At 34.7% G+C, this 22,508-nt stretch carries 17 protein-coding genes; 8 read left to right on the forward strand and 9 right to left on the reverse strand.

Annotated features, from left to right (window positions below):
- The first annotated feature begins 61 nt into the window (after nucleotides 1-61).
- Nucleotides 62-820, forward strand: coding sequence for a hypothetical protein (locus NH26_RS12970; protein WP_044225727.1), 759 nt, complete (start codon nucleotides 62-64; stop codon nucleotides 818-820).
- 63 nt (nucleotides 821-883) lie between these two features.
- On the opposite strand, the gene ggt is transcribed toward NH26_RS12970, so the two are convergent.
- On the reverse strand, nucleotides 884-2,548 hold the full coding sequence (ggt, locus tag NH26_RS12975) for a gamma-glutamyltransferase (protein ID WP_242427327.1): 1,665 nt from the start codon (nucleotides 2,546-2,548) through the stop codon (nucleotides 884-886).
- 277 nt (nucleotides 2,549-2,825) lie between these two features.
- Here ggt and NH26_RS12980 point away from each other — a divergent pair, with 277 nt between their 5' ends.
- Nucleotides 2,826-5,624: an outer membrane beta-barrel protein gene (locus NH26_RS12980; RefSeq protein WP_158021938.1), complete on the forward strand. Its 2,799-nt coding sequence runs from the start codon at nucleotides 2,826-2,828 to the stop codon at nucleotides 5,622-5,624.
- A 155-nt stretch (nucleotides 5,625-5,779) separates the two neighbouring features.
- Nucleotides 5,780-6,385: a hypothetical protein gene (locus tag NH26_RS12985; RefSeq protein ID WP_044225722.1), complete on the forward strand. Its 606-nt coding sequence runs from the start codon at nucleotides 5,780-5,782 to the stop codon at nucleotides 6,383-6,385.
- 115 nt (nucleotides 6,386-6,500) lie between these two features.
- Here the strand turns inward: NH26_RS12985 and NH26_RS12990 are convergent, their stop codons facing one another.
- From NH26_RS12990 to queA, 4 genes are all read right to left on the reverse strand, one after another.
- Nucleotides 6,501-7,751: a dihydroorotase gene (locus NH26_RS12990; RefSeq protein ID WP_044225719.1), complete on the reverse strand. Its 1,251-nt coding sequence runs from the start codon at nucleotides 7,749-7,751 to the stop codon at nucleotides 6,501-6,503.
- Between the two features lie 155 nt (nucleotides 7,752-7,906).
- A complete protein-coding gene (locus NH26_RS12995; protein ID WP_044225716.1) occupies nucleotides 7,907-8,314 on the reverse strand; it encodes an ATP-binding protein in 408 nt (135 codons plus the stop codon).
- Nucleotides 8,315-8,321: 7 nt separating this feature from the next.
- Nucleotides 8,322-8,663 (reverse strand): STAS domain-containing protein, encoded by a 342-nt coding sequence (locus NH26_RS13000; protein ID WP_044225713.1) that lies wholly within the window; start codon nucleotides 8,661-8,663, stop codon nucleotides 8,322-8,324.
- 170 nt (nucleotides 8,664-8,833) lie between these two features.
- Nucleotides 8,834-9,880, reverse strand: a complete 1,047-nt coding sequence (gene queA, locus NH26_RS13005; protein ID WP_044225711.1) for a tRNA preQ1(34) S-adenosylmethionine ribosyltransferase-isomerase QueA — start codon at nucleotides 9,878-9,880, stop codon at nucleotides 8,834-8,836.
- Nucleotides 9,881-10,066: 186 nt separating this feature from the next.
- Between queA and NH26_RS13010 the strand changes: the two genes are divergently transcribed.
- Nucleotides 10,067-11,317, forward strand: coding sequence for an ABC transporter permease (locus tag NH26_RS13010; RefSeq protein ID WP_044225708.1), 1,251 nt, complete (start codon nucleotides 10,067-10,069; stop codon nucleotides 11,315-11,317).
- A gap of 18 nt (nucleotides 11,318-11,335) precedes the next feature.
- Nucleotides 11,336-12,742, forward strand: a complete 1,407-nt coding sequence (locus tag NH26_RS13015; protein WP_044225705.1) for an ATP-dependent DNA helicase — start codon at nucleotides 11,336-11,338, stop codon at nucleotides 12,740-12,742.
- Here the strand turns inward: NH26_RS13015 and NH26_RS13020 are convergent, their stop codons facing one another.
- From NH26_RS13020 to NH26_RS13030, 3 genes are all read right to left on the reverse strand, one after another.
- On the reverse strand, nucleotides 12,743-13,522 hold the full coding sequence (locus tag NH26_RS13020) for a cyclase family protein (protein WP_044225702.1): 780 nt from the start codon (nucleotides 13,520-13,522) through the stop codon (nucleotides 12,743-12,745). It lies immediately after the preceding gene.
- 223 nt (nucleotides 13,523-13,745) lie between these two features.
- Nucleotides 13,746-14,054, reverse strand: coding sequence for a Bor/Iss family lipoprotein (locus tag NH26_RS25265; protein WP_044225699.1), 309 nt, complete (start codon nucleotides 14,052-14,054; stop codon nucleotides 13,746-13,748).
- Between the two features lie 209 nt (nucleotides 14,055-14,263).
- Nucleotides 14,264-16,069 carry an acyl-CoA dehydrogenase family protein gene (locus NH26_RS13030; protein WP_044225695.1) on the reverse strand — a complete coding sequence of 602 codons (1,806 nt, stop codon included), beginning with the start codon at nucleotides 16,067-16,069 and terminating at the stop codon, nucleotides 14,264-14,266.
- Between the two features lie 493 nt (nucleotides 16,070-16,562).
- Between NH26_RS13030 and NH26_RS13035 the strand changes: the two genes are divergently transcribed.
- The 3 genes from NH26_RS13035 (at nucleotide 16,563) to NH26_RS13045 (ending at nucleotide 21,749) form a co-directional block, all read left to right on the forward strand.
- Nucleotides 16,563-18,167 (forward strand): fumarate hydratase, encoded by a 1,605-nt coding sequence (locus NH26_RS13035; RefSeq protein ID WP_044225692.1) that lies wholly within the window; start codon nucleotides 16,563-16,565, stop codon nucleotides 18,165-18,167.
- A 144-nt stretch (nucleotides 18,168-18,311) separates the two neighbouring features.
- Nucleotides 18,312-19,517: an erythromycin esterase family protein gene (locus NH26_RS13040; RefSeq protein ID WP_044225688.1), complete on the forward strand. Its 1,206-nt coding sequence runs from the start codon at nucleotides 18,312-18,314 to the stop codon at nucleotides 19,515-19,517.
- Nucleotides 19,518-19,691: 174 nt separating this feature from the next.
- Nucleotides 19,692-21,749 carry a right-handed parallel beta-helix repeat-containing protein gene (locus NH26_RS13045; RefSeq protein WP_044225682.1) on the forward strand — a complete coding sequence of 686 codons (2,058 nt, stop codon included), beginning with the start codon at nucleotides 19,692-19,694 and terminating at the stop codon, nucleotides 21,747-21,749.
- A 69-nt stretch (nucleotides 21,750-21,818) separates the two neighbouring features.
- Here the strand turns inward: NH26_RS13045 and NH26_RS13050 are convergent, their stop codons facing one another.
- Entirely contained in the window at nucleotides 21,819-22,505 is a 687-nt protein-coding gene (locus NH26_RS13050) for a TIGR00266 family protein (RefSeq protein WP_044225679.1), read from the reverse strand.
- Between the last annotated feature and the right edge of the window lie 3 nt (nucleotides 22,506-22,508).

Consider the following 22,508-nt stretch of genomic DNA (forward strand, 5'->3'; position numbering starts at 1 on the left):
AAAAACATACTTAACCAACGCCGTTAGAGTAGTTATAATCAAACATAAAAAACATAAAATTATGATTAAATTATTAACTAAAATCACTTTATTATTTTCAATTATCGCTTTCGCTTCTTCTTGTAATTCTTCAAACGATGAAGTTCAACCAGAGATCAATGATAATGTTGTTGCAAATTATTTAATGACAACTGCTGGTCTAAATTCAACAAAACAATTTGTATCTGTATACAACCTTGAAAATGTTGAAGTTTTAGAAGAACTTAAATCATATGATGTCGGAAGTAATGAATTTATCAACGTCTATTTAGAAGATGGTACAAGAGTAGACCTTACAGATATTGAAGGTGGTACATCTCTTTTTGATGTAGTTTTATTAAGTGGTGTAAGTTTATCAGATATTGGTCAACCTGTACATTCTTATAAAGACCAAAATGAAGATGTAGCACTACTTAAAACATCAATTAAAGTAGTACATGAAATCGTAGAAGATGTGAATTCTATCATCGTTCATGAAAATCTTACTACTGTTGGTATTGGCTCAACAAAGCAATCGGTTACAGTTTACGATGCGAATGAATCAATTAATGAAAAAGAATTTGACCAGTATGTTATTGGCGAAAATAAATTTGTGAATATCTACTTAAACGACAGTGAAAGAGTTGATGTAAAAAACGTAGACCCGACTATTACTCTTAAACAACTTTTAGAAGATCAAGGGATCAATTATAATCAATTATCTAACAATCGTCACCAATACAGAAATGAAAATGGTGAACTACAAATGATTGCTACTTCAATAAAAGTTGTTATAGACTAGATTCTTTAATAACCCAACTTTACAACCCCTTCCTATTAATTTAGGAGGGGTTGTTTTTTTTGTTTAATAACCAGCTGCTTGTCCATCTTTCCTACTTTCACTAGCTCCTCGATATACTTTATTTTCTGCATCCCATAAAATAGCTTGGTAACCACCATATGCTCCACGTACAAAACCCACTTGATGACCTCTATCCATTAAACCTCTTATGGTTTCATAAGGAATACCCGATTCAATTCTGATCATTCCTTTATTAGTGGTTTCTTCACCCATTGGAGAAGCTCCTCCTGTATGGTCCCAACGAGGTGCATCTCCAGCCTCTTGTAGATTCATTCCAAAATCAATCAAATTCATTACAATTTGTGTATGGCCTTGTGGTTGAAAATCTCCACCCATCACACCAAAAGAAACATAAGGTTTACCCTCTTTAGTGATAAAAGCAGGAATGATAGTATGAAAAGGTCTTTTTTCTGGTTCATATGTATTGGCTTGACCTTCTTTTAAAGAAAATAGTTCGCCACGATCCTGTAACATAAAACCCAATTTTGGAGGCACCATTCCGGAACCCATTCCTCTATAATTACTCTGAATTAGAGAGATCATATTACCTTCCTTATCGGCTACTGTCATATAGATTGTTTCTCCTGCAGAAATCTGACCTGCATTATAAGTTGTGGCTTTCTCTCCTATTAGATCTCTTCTTTCCTTCGCATACTTATCAGATAATAATTCTTCGACGGGAACATCATAAAAATCCATATCTGCATAATATTTGGCTCTATCCTCAAAAGCTAACTTTTTTGCTTCAGTAAATAAATGTAGATGTTCTGCAGAACCAAATGCTATATTAGAGAAATCGTACCCTTCCAAAATTTGTAACATTTGAAGTGCTGCAATACCTTGTCCATTAGGAGGTAATTCCCAAACATCATATCCTCTGTAATTCACCGATACAGGCTCTAACCATTCTGAATGATGATTGGCTAAATCTTTCTCGCTTAAAAAGCCACCTTGTTCTTTAATAAATTTACCGATGGTCTTTGCTATATCTCCTCTATAAAAAGCATCTCTTCCACCTTCAGCAATTTTCTTATAAGTGTTAGCTAAGTAAGGATTCTTATATATTTCTCCCTCATTTGGTAATTTCCCATTATTCTGTGAAATATAAGTATCCTTAATATTCGGAAACCCCTTATCCATATATCTAGGAATTGACTTCTGAATATACCACGCAATCAACTCTGTTAATGGAAAACCATTTTCCGCGTAATTAATTGCAGGCGATAATATCTCAGACATCTCTTTAGATCCGAACTTTTTATGAAGTTCAAACCAACCATCTACTGTCCCTGGAACACTAACTGGTAATGGACCTAAAGCTGGAATTTTATCGTATCCATTCTTCTTGAAATAGTCTAACGTCAGCTTCTTTGGAGATCTTCCGCTACCATTTAAAGCATATAACTTTTGTGTTTTTGCATCCCAAACGATGGCGAAAATATCACCACCAACTCCACAACCTGTTGGTTCCATCAATCCTAAAGTTGCATTAGCAGCAATGGCGGCATCAATCGCGTTTCCTCCATTTTTTAAAATATCCAATCCCACTTGAGTGGCTAATGGATGAGATGTAGCGACCATTCCATTTTGTGCTAAAACTTCAGATCGTGTAGCGAAAGTTTTACCGGTCACTCTATCTTGGGCGATAGTTGAGATGGAAAAGATCATTATCCCAAAAAGGGAGAGTAATGTTATTCTGTTCAGTGATTGCATTATTGAATTGGATTAACTTGTTTTTAATTGATTTTCATAGATAGTATGTATCCTAAAATCAGTTGATAAATATACAATTTACAGTCATCAATCTATAAAATTAGATTTTGTTTATGCGTTAGTTGAAAAATATACGACCTACGTTGAATTAACTGACATGTTAATAAGGTATTGTTTTCATTTGTATTCTATCAAAGGTTCTAAAAGAGCAAACGATCAAAAAAATTATCAAATGAAAACTTCCATAATTCTTCTCTTTCTGATTATTTCCTCCTCCGTATGGGCACAAACAATCCCACTAAAAGGTAAAATATCCGCTAAAGGAAGTCATGAATCTTTAGTGAATGCACTCATTACTGTAAAAGATGCTGATCATAAATATCAAGTGCTTTCTGATTTGGATGGGAATTTTAAAATGAACATCAAAAAGAAAGGAAAATATACACTTGAGGCCATGTATTTAGGGTATAATAACCTATCACAAGATCTGATTATTTCTGATGAAAATGGACATCAAATTCATCTTGAATTAACGCCAATGTTTACCGAACTTAATGAAGTGGAAGTAGTGGCTGATGTACCCATTGTGATTAAAGAAGATACCATCCAAATTTCATCAAGCAATTATAAAACTCATGAAGATGCAACAGCTGGTGATCTAGTCACCAAAATGCCGGGTATCGATAAAGATAATGATGGTAATATTACTGCAGAGGGAGAAACTGTTAGCAAAGTACTTGTTGATGGTAAAGAATTTTTCGGCAACGATCCAAGTACTGCAATGAGTAATCTTCCTGCAGATATGATCGACTATGTTCAAATCATCGATGAAAAAAGTGATCAGGCACAGTTTACTGGTTTTGATGATGGAGAGAGAAGTAAGACCATTAACTTTGTGACTAAAAAGGATGCAAAGTATGCTTATTTCGGAAAAGCGGAAGCGGGCTACGGTTCTGATGAACGTTATAGTGCTGGTGGTAATCTTAATATTTTTAAGGGCGATCAACGACTTTCTTTTATCGGTATGTCCAACAATGTGAATCAGCAAGGGTTTATGTCGGACAACCTTTCTTCGGGGTCATCTAGAATGAGGAGAGGAAGAGGAAGACAAGGTGGTGGAAATTCAGGAATGGATATGTCGACCAATTCCAATGGAGTCAATACAACCCATATGTTGGGCACGAATTATATTGATTCTTGGGGAGAAAAATGGGATGTAAACGCAAGTTATAGCTATAAAGTAATCAATAATGAAACAGATCAGGTATCGACAACAGAATATATTGTATCTGAAAATAGTAATCAGATAGTAGATGAATTGTTGGATATGGATTCTCATAAAGAAAACCATAATTTCAATATTCGACTCGATTATGAAGCAAGTCCTAAAACAACGATTCGTATTCGTCCGGTCATCAAACTCGAAAATGGAGATGCTAACACGTATAGTTTATCCAATACATCTTTAAAAGGAGGAGATGATTTGAATAGTTCAATGCAGTCCAACTTCACATCGACCAATTCTGCAGATATTAATAATAGTTTTCTCTTACGTCATAAATTAAATGATAATGGCAGAACTATCGCATTAAATTGGAAAGTATATTATCATAATGACGAGACGTTCGAAAATGCACTCACCAACATCAATTATTATGGGCAAAATGCAGAAAACGATTCTACTGCACAGAAGATCTTAGGAGATACAGAAAAATTCAGAACATCGGCCAATTTGATATTCACAGAGAGATTAGCCAAAAACCTTCAATTAAAACTAAATTATTTCCAAAGTTGGGAACAACAGAAATCAGATAGAAAGACATACGACATACTGGACCCGTCTGCTGAAGATGGTATTTTCTTAGAAGATCTTTCCAATACTTTCACTTCTCATCAGAACATTTACCGTCCGGAAGCGGGGTTGATGTACAAGAAAGGGAAAATTAATATTACTACAGATTTGAAGTATCAGTACTCGACTCTATTTAACGAAAGTGAGTACCCTCAGCAATCCAATACCGAAACTACTTTTGGATATCTTTTACCAAGTGTACATATCAATTATACCTTTGCGAGAACGAAACGAATGCGATTGTCCTATCAGAAAAACGTCAGTTTACCCTCTGTAACGAATCTTCAAACGGTAGTTGATTTTAGTGATCCTCTGAATGTATCTACTGGTAACCCTTACTTGGAAGGTGAGGAAAACCATGTATTAAGATTGAACTATAGAAACTTCAATATTTCAAAAAAGCAGATGTTCTTCGTCAATTTATCGGCAACACAGACAGATAATAAAATTTCGAATTATACGATTATTGCGGAGAGTGATACCGTAATCAATAATGTACCCTTAAAGAACGGTTCTTCTTATACCGCTCCAATAAACTTAGATGGTTATTTAACTGCTCGAGGAGTGATGGTTTTTGGTACTCCTATCAATCCACTAAAAACTAATGTGGCTTTTACAACAACAGGCGGATATACAAGAAACGTGGGTATTACCAACGATATCACTTCTTACACTTTCGATAAGAGCTTAGGGCAAGGCGTTAAGTTCGCGAGCAATATCAGTGAGAATGTAGATTTTAATATCTCGACTCAGTTTACTTATCACTGGATCAATAACGATCAGAATACCACCTTAAACGGTAATTATTTACACAATAATTTAAGAGCGAGTCTTACCGTTGAACCTATCCAAAGATTAGTATTTAACACTTCATTTATTGGTAATATTTATACTGGTGATGATAACCTTATACAAGACAATATCTATAAATGGAATGCAGCTGTAGCGTATAAACTCTTCCAGAAGCGTCAGGGAGAAATACGTTTCACAGTTTCTGATATCCTAAATCAAAACAGAGGAATCACACGTTCAGTGACTGAAAATTATATTCAGACAAGCACTTACAATATTGTTCCTAGATATTTTATGCTCTCTTTTATTTATCGTCCGAAAGGGAAAACGAATCCGAAGGATGAAAGGAGAAGAGGGATGGGACCACCTCCGGGGGGAAGGTTTTGAGGTAACAAATAGTAACGTTAAAGCTCGTTTTAAATAAGCAACTTGAAAACTAAAGGAATAATACTTCCTAGAGAAAGAGAGATAATGCAACCCCTCGAACACCAAAGACAATAGATTATAACAAAGAGATAAAAAAATAGAAAATTTAAGATAAGATGAAAAAATATATCACAACACTTCTGATATTGATGTTAACCATCACTGCATATGGACAAAGAGGACCTCGCTTTTTTATGAAAGGACCACAAGAACTTCCATCAGAATTAGTAGAAGAATTACAATTTGATGACACCGAAACGAAAAAAGTCAATAAAGCTTTTATGAAGTTCCAAGAAGATGTGATGACCATGATGATGCTCGCGAAAGAAGAAGGTGAAGTTGATCGCGAAGAGATGAAAAAAGAAAGCGATAAGCTAAAATTAAAACATCTCGAAAAAACAAAAGGCCTCCTTGATGATCAAAAATACGAGCAATATAAAGCCTTCGTATTGATGGAAATGAGGGAGCAGCAACAATACATCTTAGAGCTTAAATTAAGACTCACTCCGGATCAAAAAGAAAAATACGATGCCATCACAGCTTCATCAAAAGCAACTTTTACTCAACTAAGGGAGCAATTCGAAGGCGATCGAGAAGGAATGAGAGAGGCGATGCAAAAGGTTCAAAAACAACAAATGATGATGCTTTCTTCAGTATTAACGGAGGAGCAAATGACTATTTATAAAGAATCGATGCAGCAGAGACGTGGGAGGAGGCAATAGAATTAGGAGTTAGGAACTAGGAGTTTTTAATTTAGACAAAACTCCTAGTTCCTTACTAAAAAAGCCCTCCCAAACACTATAGTTCAAGAGGGCTTCAATATATCTAAAGGAAAAATTAGTTAATTGTTCTAACCGGTTTTCCTGTAAAAGTCTTTCCTATAAAAGGTGTGTTTAGAGATTTTGATCGGATGTCTTCCTTTGTAAATGTCCATTCTTGTTCTGGAGCAAATATAGTAAGACACGCTTTCTCTCCTTTATCAATTTTAGGCAATCCCAACTTCAAAATTTCTCTTGGTGAGGTTGTCAACTTTTCAATGATAAGATCAACATCTATATCATTAGGCTTATTAGTGATAAGATTAGCAAAAGCTGTTTCCAAGCCAATAATACCAAAATCAGCTAAATCAAATTCTAATCTTTTAGATTCTATATCATGAGGAGTATGTGATGAAACAATCGAATCAATCGTTCCGTCTTTGATACCTGCCCAAAGTGCATCAATATCTTTTTGTGCTCTGAAAGGAGGCCATACTTTTTTATTCGTATCGAAGTCGCTCAAAGCCTCATCAGTAATTGCTATTTGATGTGCTGCAATGTCACAAGTAACATTTAAGCCATCTGCTTTAGCTTTACGAATTAGATCTACAGACTCTGCAGCAGAAATATTAGCAAAATGGATTCTACCTCCAGTATAAGTCAATAAAGAAATCAATTTCTGAATACCTAACCATTCCGCAATATTAGGAATACCTCTAGTTCCCATCAAAGTACTTGGTACTCCTTCGTTCATATGACCATCCATGTCCAATGTTTTTTCATTGGCCATTTCTACCAATAAGCCATCGAACTTTTGCATATACATAATGGCTCTTTTCACAACACCTAAATGCCAAGAGTGATGAATACCATCTGTAAAAGCAACTGCACCTGCCTCGTACATATCAATTAACTCATTCATTTCCTCTCCCTTTGTATTTTTAGTCAAAGCTCCCATAGGATGAATGTTTACTGGAGAAAAGGCACTCATTTTCTTTATAAAGTGAATACCCTCTTTGGATTGAATTGTAGGGTTGGTATTTGGTAATGTAGCAACATCGGTAAATCCACCAAATTCTGCTGCATTACATAAAGAAGTAATATCTTCTTTGTGTTCATCACCGGGTTCATTTAAAGTAGCACGCATGTCTACCCATCCTGTAGAAACCCAAAGGTTATTACCTTCGATAACTTCTGCCGATGAAGATGAAATTGATGACTCTGAAATATCAGTAATGATACCGTCTTTAACTAGAACGTTAACGGTTTTTTGGTGATAAGGGGAAGTTGAACTTGATACTCTAACGTTGTTGAGCAATATTTCTTTCATGATGCTGCTACTCAAAAATACAGAAATTAATTTCGGCTACTGACCACAATTTTCAGGAGTAACCTCACAAATGTAGTGTGTAAAAAGGATTTAGAAAAAATAAAATCACAAAAAAAGAGATACTTTATAAAGTATCTCTTCTTTTTTAGAGTTGTTCAAAGTTGTTTTACTAAACGGCAGACTTGAATTTTACCATCGTGTACAACATGAACAGCATCCATAATATTTTTTACTAATCTTAAACCCATTCCTCCTTTACTATGCTGTTTAATAACATCAGTAATTTCAGGTGATTGATAGGTTTTAATATCAAAAGCTGCTCCACCATCTTTTATTTCTATGATTACAGCATTTTCAGACGTATTAGAAATAGAAACTTCAATTTCTTTTGATGGATCACAACTATTGGAATGAATCATTCGGTTGGCACAAACTTCGTCAACAGCAACAACAATCATATCTCTTTGAGTAAGAGGTACGCTGTATTCATTCAATGACGAGAGAACAAATTCACGTATTGTATGAAGATTGGTTGTTTCACAATTGACTTTTTTTGTAAACATTGCCGATTTAAAGTGTTTGAATGGCTTCTTCCTTATTTGTAGCTAGATTCAAGAATTGGTCTACTCCTAAAATCTCAAAAACGCTTTTGATATTCTCTGCTACGTTAAACAACACCAAAGAAATGTTTTTTAATTGAACGTCGTCTAGTCTTGAAGTAAATACGCCAATACCAGCAGAGGATATATAAGTTAATCCTACACAATCAATTAAGAACTTCTTATTACCGTCATCAATATGTTTTTGGAGAACAGTATCTAACTCTACAGAAGAACTAGCATCTAACTCACCATCTACCTTGATTAACGTGAAGTCATTTTCTTGTACAACATTAACGTCTACTTTGGTCATTATGTATACGGGTTTTTAAAATTAAGGTTACTCTTAATTTCACTTTTTTTACAAAATTTCTGAATAAAAGAAACAAAGGGAGCGAATTTTACGTACCCTTTGTTCCATTTTATAATTTGCTCTACAATAGAACAGTGATTCTTAGCTTTATGATCTTGCTTTATTGTTGATTAAAGAATCAACATCGCATCACCATAACTTAAGAAACGGTATTTTTCTTTGATAGCTTCTTCGTAAGCTCTCATCATTAAATCATAACCTCCAAAAGCAGAAGCCATCATTAATAATGTTGATTTTGGTTTATGGAAACCAGTCACCATAGAAGAAACAATTTTGAAATCATAAGGAGGGAAAATGAACTTGTCTGTCCATCCTTCGTTTGCTTTCAATGTATTTGATGCTGATACTGAAGTTTCTAAAGAACGTAAGGCAGTTGTACCAACTGCACAAATGTTTTTCTTTTCAGTAAGTGCTTGGTTTACGATATCAACAGTTTCCTGTCCAACACTATAGTGCTCTGAGTCCATTTTGTGTTTTGTCAAATCTTCGACATCCACATCTCTGAAAGCACCTAAACCTACATGCAAAGTAATTGGAGTAATCTCTACAGATTTAATTTCCATTCTTTTTGCAATTTGAGGAGTAAAGTGTAAACCTGCTGAAGGAGCAGCTACAGCACCTTTTTTCTCTGCGAAAATAGTTTGGTAACGATCTCTGTCAGAAGGCTCTGCTTCGCGCTCTAAGTCTCTTGGAATTGGCGTTTCACCTAATTCTTCGATTGTTTTGTAGAACTCTTCGTCTTCACCATCTACTAAGAAACGGATTGTACGACCTCTTGAAGTAGTGTTGTCAATCACTTCAGCAACTAAGCTACCATCGCCAAAATATAGTTTGTTACCTACACGAATCTTACGAGCAGGATCAACTAACACATCCCAAAGGTGAGATTCTTTGTTTAGTTCACGTAACAAAAATACTTCGATTTTCGCACCCGTTTTTTCTTTATTACCATAAAGACGTGCTGGGAAAACTTTAGTATCGTTCATTACCAAACAATCACCTTCATCGAAATACTCTACGATGTCTTTGAACAATCTATGTTCGATTTCGCCTGTTTTACGATGAAGAACCATCAAACGAGCTTCATCTCTGTTTTCTGCTGGATATTGTGCAATTAGATCTGAAGGCAGATCAAATTGGAATTGGGATAGCTTCATGGAATGAAATTACGTATTTTATTCTATCTATTTTTTACGATATATCGCTTAACTTTTCTTCAATACACACAAAATGCGTACCTTGAAAATCAAGACGGTAAATTTAACAAATAAAGATCAGATAATCTCCAATCAATCAATAGATAAAAGGTTTATTATCTAAAAAATTTCCATTTTTTCTAATTTATGCTTTTCCTTCGACTTTTTTTTGAAAGTTTTCGCTTCGCAGTTAATGCCTTGAAAGAAAATGTTCTCCGTACTGTACTCTCATTACTTGGAGTTACAGTCGGTATTTTTGCCATCATTGCCATTTTCACTTTGGTAGATGCACTCAATAATAGTATTCAATCTAGTTTAGCTGTTTTTGGGAATAATGTGATGTATGTTGGTAAGTGGCCTTTTGCTTTTAATGAACCTAATTACCCTTGGTGGAAATATTACCGTAGACCTAATCCTAATGTAAAAGAGTATAAATTTATTCAAGAAAATGCAAAGTGGGTAAAGCATGTTGCCATTTTTGAAGACAAACGAGGGAAAACTATACAATACAAAAATAGTAGTTTCGAAGATGGTCAAATCTTAGGTGCTTCTTTTGAATACAATAAAATCAATACATTAAATATTGAAAAAGGACGTTACTTTACTAGTAGCGAAATGCAAAAAGGAGTTCAAAATGCCATTATTGGCCATAGTATAGCAGAAGAATTATTTTCTAGAGAAGACCCAATTGGTAAAACCATCAAAACTCAAGGACAAAAATTTAAAGTGATTGGTGTCTTTGAAAAACAAGGAGAAAGTTTACTGAATACTCCTTCCAATGACGAACTAATCATGATTCCCTATTCGGCTTTAGTAAAAATGTATGCTTCCAAGGGAAATTATATTTCTCCTCAATTAATTGTAAAAGGATTTGAAGAGGATGAGGGAATGGAAGAAATACAAGGGGAATTAAGAGGATTACTCAGAAGAGTTAGAGGAATTCGTCCCAAAGAAGAAGACAATTTTGCTTTAAATAAAACTGACGCCATTGCCGATTTTATTGGTACTGTTACAGGAAGTTTAAAAATTGCTGGAGGTGTCATTGGTATGTTCTCCATCTTAGTAGGCGGATTTAGTATTGCCAATATTATGTTTGTTTCGGTAAAAGAAAGAACCTCCCAAATAGGTATTCAAAAAGCCTTAGGTGCAAAGAATTATTTCATTCTTTTACAATTCCTTTGTGAAGCAATGTTCCTTAGTTTCTTTGGTGGAATAATGGGACTTTTACTCGTCTCCTTACTCTCCTTCTTCTCCACAGAAGCATTTGAGATATCGTTAAACTTTCAAAATTTAATCGTAGGCTTATTTATTTCTGCCGCAGTAGGTATAATTTCGGGTATTGCTCCTGCTATATCAGCTTCGAGAATGGACCCTGTTGAGGCCATGAGGGCATCATAAATTTGATACAATTATAAAATGATCACCCCATCAGAAAGAATTAGTGCACAGTTTCCTTTTGAACCTACCAATGGTCAAAAGCAACTTTTTGAATTGATGGACCCTTTTCTTCTAGAAACCAATAGGAGGAAAAATACATTTTTATTAAAAGGATATGCAGGTACTGGTAAAACATCTGTTATTACAGCCCTGTCTAATATACTCCGTTTTTATAGTTATAAACCTTTACTTTTAGCCCCTACAGGACGGGCAGCAAAAGTGATGTCTTCTTATGCACAAAGAAAGGCATTTACCATCCATCGTATTATTTATAAGCAGTCAGAAGATCCAGATTCTGGAATGACTCGTTTTGAACGCACAAAAAACAATGCGGTCAATACGATTTTTATTGTGGATGAAGCCTCGATGATTGACGATCATTCTTATCCTGGCGGAGAAGGTTTACTTACCTCACTTATCAATTATGTTTTTCAAGAGCCTAAGGCCAATAATAAATTAATTTTGATTGGGGATGTTGCTCAGCTACCTCCAGTAAAACAAGAAATTAGTCCCGCTCTTGATGAAATATTTCTTCAAAATGTACATCACTTAAACCTGATTAGCCTTGAACTTACTGAAGTGGTAAGACAAGCTTCCGAATCAGGAATTCTATATAATGCCACACAATTAAGAGATTGTCTTCAAACAGATCAACAAATTAAGTTCAATACTTCTTCGTTTAAAGACATCTTTAAAATGGGGACAGATAAGTTAGAAGATGGATTACTGTATGGTTATAATAAATATGGAACTGAAAATACAGTGATTATTACAAGATCAAACCGTGCCGCCACACAGTACAATCAATACATCAGAAGACAAATTCATTATAGAGAAGATGAATTAGATGCTGGTGATTATTTAATGATTGTGCGTAACAACTATTTTTGGCTAGACGATGATTCTCCAGCAGGCTTTTTAGCCAATGGTGAATTTATTGAGGTTTCGAGAGTGGGTGGCATTGAAGAACGCTACGGTCTTAGGTTTTGTGATATAAGATTTAGATTACTCGACTACGAAAACCATCCTGATATAGAAGCTAAAATTATTTTAGATACACTTCATTCTTTTACTCCTCAATTGGATCAAGAAGAAAATCGATCGTTATTCCAGAAAGTGGTTGAAGATTATGAAAATGTAGAGAATCCTAAAGCTCGAAACAAAATGATTAGGGAAGATCCTTATCTTAATGCATTGCAAGTAAAATTTGCCTATGCCCTTACCTGTCATAAAGCTCAAGGCGGGCAATGGGATGCCATTTTTGTCGACTGTGGTTTTCTAAGAGATGATATGATCAACTCTGATTTTGTCCGTTGGCAATATACAGCCATCACGAGAGCAAAATCAGAATTGTTTTTAATGAATTATCCTAAGAAATTTTTCTAATTAATTATCGTTAGACACGCTGTCAAACATGGCAACTACACGTGCTGGTGCTGCAGAAGCGCCTACAATTTTTAATGGAAAAACAGCTACTTTAAAACCTTGATAAGGTAACGCTCCTAAATTCACTAATTGTTCCATATGGCAATATTCTTTCTCTTGCCCTACCAAGTGTGCTTCCCAAAATAATTCAGAATTCCCTGTCTCTTTGGCTTTTTCCATCAGATGAGGAAGAGGTAAATCCCAACCCCATGAATCTATCCCCATCACTTTTATTCCTTTATCAATTAAATAATGAGTAGCCTCTGCACTCATACCTGTCCCTATTTTATGGAAATTCTCGGTCCCATTAAATTTATCACGACCCGTCTTAATTAAGACAATCATCCCTTCTTTAATTTCCAATTGATTCTTTAATAAGAACGTTTCGATATCAGCGACTGTAATCGGATCAAAATCTTGTTTATGTTCCATATCAATAACTAAACCCTCCCCGTAACACCAATCCAATGGTACTTCATCAATTGTTTTCGCTTTTTTACCTGCTACTGTTGGAGAATAATGCCAAGGAGCATCGATGTGAGTGGTAGAATGAACACCCATTTTCTCAATGGTATCATCTGCCCAACCCTCAAATCCTTTAGGAAATAACTTAAACGGCAACCCTAAAAGTCGAATCAACCACTTGGCTTTTTTATGCGATTTGTGCTTAATTTTTACACGCATAAACCAAGGGTCTTTTTTATTAAATTGAATTGGTTTAGAAAGATCTACAATTTTCATAGCTGAGAAACGGTTAGTTAAAAAAATGACTACTAAAAAGTATTTTTCAGCAGTCTATCAGTTTGATCTTTAAAAGTGTAGCAATAAAAAAGCCAACATGAAGTTGGATAATATGACTTTCGTTTTGTGAGAATTATATAAAAAACTCTAATTCTATCCAATGTTACTATACGGAAAAAAATTATGAATAGAATTAGAGTTAATCTTATTTTTTACCTAAAAATTATTTCTTAGGTACGTAATATTTTGTTTGAGTAGGAGAATAAATCCCAAGTGTCAAACCTGTAACTAATTGATTTAAAAAACTTTGATTTGTTTTTACCACATAATCCTTTTGACCTTCTGGAAGAAAATCTTGTGGCTTTTGATATGTATTATCCAATGGTACTAAACCTAAAATCAAATTGTGATTCCAAGATTTGTTCACTTCTTCTAGTGGTGTAGTCTTTTCAACATTACCTACTAATAGTCTAGTATTATAACATGAAGACAAAGAAAATAAAACAAGTAAAGATATAATTAACTTTTTCATTATAGAATGTATTAAAAAATTAGTTTGCGTATAGTGACTATGAAGTTATTCTACCCTAATACTTAATTCAAAAAAGCTCATATTAAACAATGTTAAATTGTAAAAAAGCCAACCCGAAACGAGTTGGCTTTTTCATCATGTAACCAAGTATTTAATCGTCCTATTTCATCAATATGAAAATTGATAAAAAGATTTATGTGTAACGCTAATTAAACAACGAAGAAAGGATAAGACTCTTTCTCTATAATTTCATCAGCTAATTCACGTCGTAATTCATGTACATTTTCTAAATCGTACTTTGTGAAACGCTTCAAGCCCATCAACATTACTTTTTGTTCGTCGCCTTTGGCAATACCGCCAATAGCTTCTCTACCAGATGTAGCCACAACTTCTGCTGCTTCTCTGATAAATACCTTAGAAATATTAATTTGATGCTTACAAGCTTCTTCACCTTTTTCTTCTACCATCTTCTCAGTACGAAGAATAGCAGATTCTGCAGCGTAAATTTGAATCAACATATCCGCAACATTCATCAAAATCTCTTGTTGATCATTGATTTTTGCTTCGAATACTTGAACAGCTCTACCTGCAACCATCAATGCTGCTTTTTTCAGACGTTTTAAAATGTCTTTTTCAACATTGAATAATACCGAAGTATCTATTGTTTCAAATGATGGTACTGAAGTCAATTCTTTTGCTACATCCATTGCTGGAGAAACAATATCTAACTCACCTTTCATAGCTCGTTTGATCATCATTCCTACCAATAGCATTCTATTGATTTCGTTGGTACCTTCGTAAATTCTTGATATACGAGCATCTCTGTAAGCTCTTTCAACTGGTGCTTCAGCAGAGAAGCCCATACCACCGTACACCTGAACTGCTTCATCTACACAGAAATCGAGTACTTCTGAACCAAAAACTTTAAGAATAGCGCATTCAATAGCGAATTGCTCTACTCCTTTCAATTTTGCCTTTGCTTCATCCATACCACCCACGAGTAGTTCTTCGGTGTGGTCTTCTATATTTTGTCCTGCTCTATAACACATCGACTCAATAACATATGTTTTTGTCGACATTTGAGCTAATTTTTGCTTGATTGCTCCGAAGTTAGCAATAGGTTGTTTGAACTGCTTACGCTCTTTTGCATAAGTAGTTGAATGGTTAATTACTGCACGACATCCTCCTAAAACACCCGCGCCTAATTTTGCACGTCCGATATTTAAAATGTTTACAGCGATTTTAAAACCATTGCCTCTTTCTGATAACATGTTCTCAGCTGGAACTTTACAATCTGTAAAGAAAACTTGACGAGTAGAAGAACCTTTAATACCTAGTTTTTCTTCTTCCTCGTTCATTGTTATTCCACCAAAAGATTTCTCTACAATAAATGCAGTGTGGTTTTTATCATCTTCAATTTTTGCGAAAACGATGAACAAGTCTGCAAAACCTGCATTAGAGATCCACATTTTTTGACCTGTGAGTAAATAATGTGAACCATCTTCTGATAAAACTGCTTTTGTTTTACCTGAGTTGGCATCAGAACCTGCATCAGGTTCTGTTAAAGCGTAGGCAGCTGCCCATTCGCCTGTAGCTAATAGTGGTAAGTATTTGTCTTTTTGTGCATCAGTACCGTAATACATGATTGGTAAAGTACCAATACCTGTATGCGCACCATATGTTGTAGAAAATGAACCTGCTTCACCGAAAACATCGGCAATTAACATCGATGTATTAAAACTCATGCCTAAACCTCCTTTTTCTTCAGGAACAGAAATTCCTAAAAGGCCTAATTCACCAGCTTTCTTAAAAATGTTTTCAACTAACTCCCAATCGTGACCATCAATTTTTTTGGCATTAGGAGTAATTTCTGTGTCAATAAAATCTTTAGTGGCTTGCGCCATCATTACCTGTTCTTCAGAAAATTCTTCGGGAGTAAAAATTTCGTTCGCTTCAGATTCACGAATTAGGAATTCTCCTCCTTTAATTGCTTTCTTATTGGTTACAGTGTTCATAATTCTAAAATGTAATTTTTATAGTGTTGTTTTCTTTGGTGTTTAAACTTTTGAGATGGTCAAAATAGAGATGACTAGAGAGTTTATCCATTTTGACCATTTCCAAAAGTGAGCACGTATATGTTTGTGTTATTTATTGGTCATTTTGTCAAAACGCATATATTATACTGCTTTATAGAAGTGATTATTCACTTATTATTGTATGCAAGCATAACATTCATTTTCAAATATATGTAAAAATATTATGCAAGCATAACAAAAAGATAAAAAATGTTGAAATAACGTTTATTTTTCTTCTCAAGTCTATCTGATAACATTAATCACATAAGAATGATTCTATTATTTATAAGAATCATTTAAATCTATTTTATAATTATGACTTATCTCACTATTGCTGTGCCCTTCGTTATGTATTTTTGTAGCACTTAAACACATGCGTGTTTTAAACAAACAAACAACATCAACATATTAGAATTATAATACACTTAGAATCATGAGCGAATTTTTCTATCAAAAGCCATTTCCATTAAAAGGAGATGACACAAAGTATAGATTACTTACAAAAGATTACGTATCAACAACTGAAGTTGATGGCCGTAAATTTTTAAAAGTTGATCCAAAAGGTTTAGAGTTACTATCTCAAGAAGCAATGGCTGATGTGTCTTTCTATTTAAGAACAGCACACTTAGAAAAAGTAGCTAAAATCTTGGAAGACCCAGAGGCATCAGATAACGATCGTTTCGTAGCACGTACATTATTAGAAAATGCTGCTGTAGCTGCAGAAGGTCAATTACCTTCTTGTCAAGATACAGGTACAGCAATTGTAATGGGTAAAAAAGGTGAAAGCGTTATTACAGGAGCTAACGATGCGGAGCACTTGTCTCGTGGTATCTACGAAACATATAAAGAAAGAAATTTACGTTATTCTCAAGTAGTGCCATTAAGCATGACTGAGGAGAAAAACACGGGAACTAACCTTCCTGCTCAAATAGATATTTACTCTGAACAAGGTAACTCATATGAGTTCTTGTTTATGGCTAAAGGTGGTGGATCTGCCAATAAAACTTTCTTGTACCAACAAACTAAGGCTTTATTGAATGACGAAAGTTTAACTGCCTTCGTTAAAGAAAAATTGAAGTCGATTGGTACAGCAGCTTGCCCTCCATATCACTTAGCATTTGTGGTTGGTGGTACTTCTGCTGAAGCTAACATGGCTACAGTGAAAAAAGCATCTGCAGGATATTATGACAACCTACCTACAGAAGGTAACATGGGTGGTCAAGCATTCCGTGATGTTGAATGGGAAAAGAAAATCCAAAAAATCTGTCAGGAAAGTTTGATTGGTGCTCAATTCGGTGGTAAATACTTTACACATGATGTAAAAGTGATTCGTTTACCTCGTCACGCTGCTTCATGCCCGGTGGGTATTGGTGTTTCTTGCTCTGCAGATAGAAATATCAAAGCAAAAATTAACGAAGATGGTATCTGGTTAGAAGAATTAGAAAGAAATCCTCGTCGATTAATTCCAACTGAATCAACTGCTATGGCTGATCCTATCGATATTGATTTGGACAGACCAATGGAGGAGGTATTAGCTGAATTGACTAAATACCCTATCAAAACTCGTTTGAACTTAAAAGGTACTTTGATTGTAGCTCGTGATATTGCTCACGCTCGTATCAAAGAAATGTTGGACAAAGGCGAAGAAATGCCAGAGTACTTCAAAAACCACCCAATATATTATGCAGGTCCTGCAAAAACTCCAGAAGGAATGCCTTCAGGATCATTCGGACCTACAACTGCTGGTAGAATGGACCCATATGTTGGACCATTCCAAGCAAAACGTGGTTCTATGATTATGCTTGCTAAAGGTAACCGTTCACAACAAGTAACTGATGCTTGTAACGAACACGGTGGATTCTACTTAGGATCGATCGGTGGCCCTGCTGCAATTTTAGCAAAAGAAAATATTAAATCTGTTGAAGTAGTTGACTTTGAAGAATTAGGAATGGAAGCGGTTCGTAAAATCGAAATCGTAAACTTCCCTGCCTTCATTATTGTTGACGACAAAGGAAACGATTTCTTTGCTGAACTTTAATATGCACTAGCAATTCGATAGATTTCAAAAAATTAATCCCTCATGACTTCGGTGATGAGGGATTTTTTTATTTAAAATTACTACCAATCAAATAGTTGATGGGTCAAATTGATAGAAACTAAAATTCACTTCAACATTTGTATCATGACATTAAGACTTACTCTTCTCTTTACACTAATCGCACACCTATTGTTCGGTCAGAAAGAAATCAAAAACTATGTACTCGAAAACACTAGTCCCATCACATCATTTGATTTTGATCAGGAAGATTATTCCGACCTAGAAGCGATCAAGAACTCTATTGGTGATGCTAAAGTGGTCATGCTTGGAGAACAAGACCACGGAGATGCGAATACCTTTAAAATGAAAAGTCGTTTAGTAAAATACCTTCACGAAGAACTTGGATTCAATATCATTGCTTTCGAAAGTAACTTCTATGGTATGCAGAAAAACTTTGAGGAAGATCCACAAAATTTCGAAGCAGCCAAGGATAAAATTTTTCCTATTTGGACCAAATGCGAAGAATGTCAGTCGACCTTTGATTATATAAAAGGCACTTATTCTTCAGACCAACCATTATACATGACTGGTGTTGACGTTCGTCGATATGATGCCCATCCGAAAGGTGTTTATTCTGAGGATTTTGATCGTTTTTTATCAGACAATAGTATTAATATTGACGACAAGAAACGATTTATTGATATTCTAGATGAGTTATATAAGAATGAATACGACTCAAAAGCTACAGAAGAAGATCGATCATTCTTTTTCACTACTCTAAAATCCATTGACCAACAGTACAGCAAAGATGATTTCATGAAGCAGGAATTACAGAACCTAAACGGATATGCTGAGAATTCTTGGTTGATCAACATGAAAAAAATCTATTCTAAAAACAGTACTTTTCAATACCGAGATGTTCAGATGGCCAATAACTTAGTTTGGCTCTCTCAGAAACGCTTTCCAAATGAGAAGATAATTGTTTGGGCTGCTAGTATGCATACAGCTAAGAGCCATTTTAAATACCATAGTTCACTTGGGCTTATGACCTACAAAACACTAGGAAATAAGATGTACACACTAGGCTTTACTTCTTATAAAGGACAAGCTGGTAGAATAAAAAGCGAACCATACGATATCAAAAAACCTGCTAAAAACTCTTTTGAACAGTGGCTTTCCGACTCAAAATATACTTTATCATTTACCGATTTCACTGAATTCAAAGGTAAACCAAAGTATTTTTCTATGAAGGGATTAGTTAATTATACTTATCGAATGAGATGGACTGAAGTCTATGATGGAGTCATCTACATAGAGGAACAACTCCCTTGTACTGCCCTTGTTAAATGACACCCAACAAGGGTAAATGCATGATTCTCCTTTGGTATTCACCTCTTTTTAAATTTACCACCTCTTTTAATTCATTTTTTTACTCTATCTAATTTTGATATTCAATAGTTTGCGTCAAGGTCTTAGTGGTAATACGAAAAAAAACAATTACCCTGAATATTAAAATAGTATGTGATGAAAGAAATGATTTTTAAATTCCTATTGCTCTTAATTTCCACTTCGGTTTGGGGACAAGTTCAATTGGAAAGTGCAATGGAAAAAGCTAATTCTGTTCCTATTAGTAATGAGGTTCCTTTAACTCCAAATAATTTTAAATTTGATGATGTTGTCACAAACAATCAGATCAAATACAAACCTCCTTTTAAATTTCAAAGAACCATCTATGTTGATGCTAAAAAAGGAAATGATAAGAATGATGGGTTAAGTCAGAAAAAAGCTATCAAAAGTTTACAACAACTGGTTAAACTAAAGGTTAATTTTGGCGATCAAGTTCTTCTAAAAGGAAATCAAGAACACTTTGGTGGAATAGACTTGATCAACTTGAATAAATCATCCAAAAATAAAAATCGTATTCATATTGGTAGCTATGGTCACGGAAAAGCCACCATCAATTTTAAAGGTTATCCTGCAGGTATTTGGATTCAGAATACTTCCAATGTATTGATATCAGATTTAAAAATGACAGGTAATGGAGGTCCTGAAAATAGTACTTTCATGTACAACAAAGAAGAAAAAAGAATTGACCAACGCTATGGGGTTAGAATACTTTCTGACAACTCCCACACACATAGTTTGATGGAAAACTTCCTAATTTATAATGTAGATATTGAAGACGTTTACCTCTTAAACAATGCAGAAACTTCTCGTGCATGTAGACAATGGAATATGAATGATAATGCTGGTTGGGGATGGGGAGTCTTTGGTCAAGTGCATCAAAAAGGAAAGGGTATTCGTAATATTGCTGTTCAACATGTGACGGTCAAAAATGTGAGTCAGATGGGAATTCGTTTCAAAGGAAATGGAAAAATTGATGGTTCTTTAAAGCATAATGTAGATGATGTTCGTATTGAATATTGTACCGTTTATCAAGCTGGAGGACCTGGTATGCAATTCAACAGATGTAATAATAGCCATCTTAAATATAGTAGAATTACTGAGTCAGGAAATAGAAACGACAAACGTAAATGGGGACGAGGAAGCGGTATGTGGACTTGGGGACTACAAAACTTTTTATTCGAATACAATGTCTTTGAAGGTGCTCAAGGTATTGCCGACTCATGTGGTGCTCATATTGATTTCAATTGTAAAAATGTAGTGATTCAAAATTGCTTGAGCCGTTACAATGCAGGTGGATTTATAGAAATTCTTGGGCTTAATTATAATTGTTCTTACCGCTTTAATGTAAGTATTAATGATGGATGGAGAAATATTAAAGATCCTAATCAAAAATTCTGGGGAAAAGTAGGTACTCCAGGAGCTATTATTACAGTAAATGGACATAATCATAAAAAGAAGTACATAGGCCCTTATCAAACCTATATTTATAATAATACAATTATTAATACCATTGCAGGAAATAAGCCCTATAAAAACCCGAATGTTTTCAATATTTCTACTTCCAATGAAGGTATCGTGATGATGAATAACCTGTTCTGGTTAGAAGAAAAAACAAACAAAGGTTGGTCGATGCACCGTTGGAAAGATGGAGCTGCTTATGATGCTGCTTTTGATTTTATGATTTCCAAAGAACCTACAAAGAATGCTACTTCAGGAAAAGGATTTGATGGTTCTTTAGCGGCAAACATCCGTCCTATGAATCAAACAGAATTGGATAAAATGGAGTTAATCATGAAAAATAATATCTATCGCCTTTACAACACAGAAGGAAAAGATAAATATACATCTGTGGATAAAGCTTTAGATGAAGGGTATTGGGATGAAAATGCCTTTGGTGGTTTACCTGAGTTTGAAAATGAGAATGGATCTTTTGCAAAAGACTTTGTTCCTCAAAATAAAAAATTGATTACTTCTGGAGCTAAAATTCCTCAATTAAAGTCTGATAAGACAGAAAATGGAATTTATTATGGTGGATTGAATGTGAAAACTGATTTCTTTGGCAACCCTATTCAAGGAAATATAATCGGTGCAATTGTTCCCAATGCAACATTGAGAGATTGGTCTCATTTAATGAAAGAAAACGATAAAGTGGACGACAAAAAAGTTGTTCAATAAAAACAATAATTATTGATGTGAACTACTTATAAAAAAAACCATCTGATTTTTTTCAGATGGTTTTTTATATTAACCTTTGTCCTTCACTGGACGGTACGGATGTACCCAACTCGTAAATGGACCCACTTTCCTTGTTTGAATCCATACTTTTCCTTTACCAGAGAAACGGCAAACTAAGCCTTCACCAGAGAAGAAAAGAGATTTATAACCTCCTACTTTTGAGATATTATAGTCTAAACCTTCAGTGAAAGCAACAATATGACCTGTATCGACTACATAACCGTCTTCTACATCAATTTCTATGATCCCTCCATAAGAGTTAAACCAAAGATCTCCTGTTCCTGAACATTTTATCAAGAACAAGCTTTCACCTGAGAAGAAGCCTTTTGTTAACCCTTGGAATTTTGTTTCTACTTCAACACTCATTGCTGAAGCAACAAAAGCAGAATTCTGAAGATAGATTGCTTCATTCTCTAAATATACATGATCCACATCTCCTGGAGCACTCGGAGCAATTTGAATTTCTCCTGCACCATTTTTTGCTTCAAACTCATTAATGAAAAGTGATTCTCCAGAGAACATTCTTCCGAAGCCACCTTTCATCTTTGTTTTCATTTCAATATTGGTATCCATTGTCGCCATTGCAGACGCTTCCACCTTTATTTTCTCCCCTGATGGGATATTGACCGTGATAAAACCAAAATCAGGTTTACAGTCAAATCTAAAATCTAATCCTTTTTTATCTTCTGTAAGCATGAT

The organism is Flammeovirga pacifica, from assembly GCF_000807855.2.
Taxonomy (GTDB): Bacteria; Bacteroidota; Bacteroidia; order Cytophagales; family Flammeovirgaceae; genus Flammeovirga; species Flammeovirga pacifica.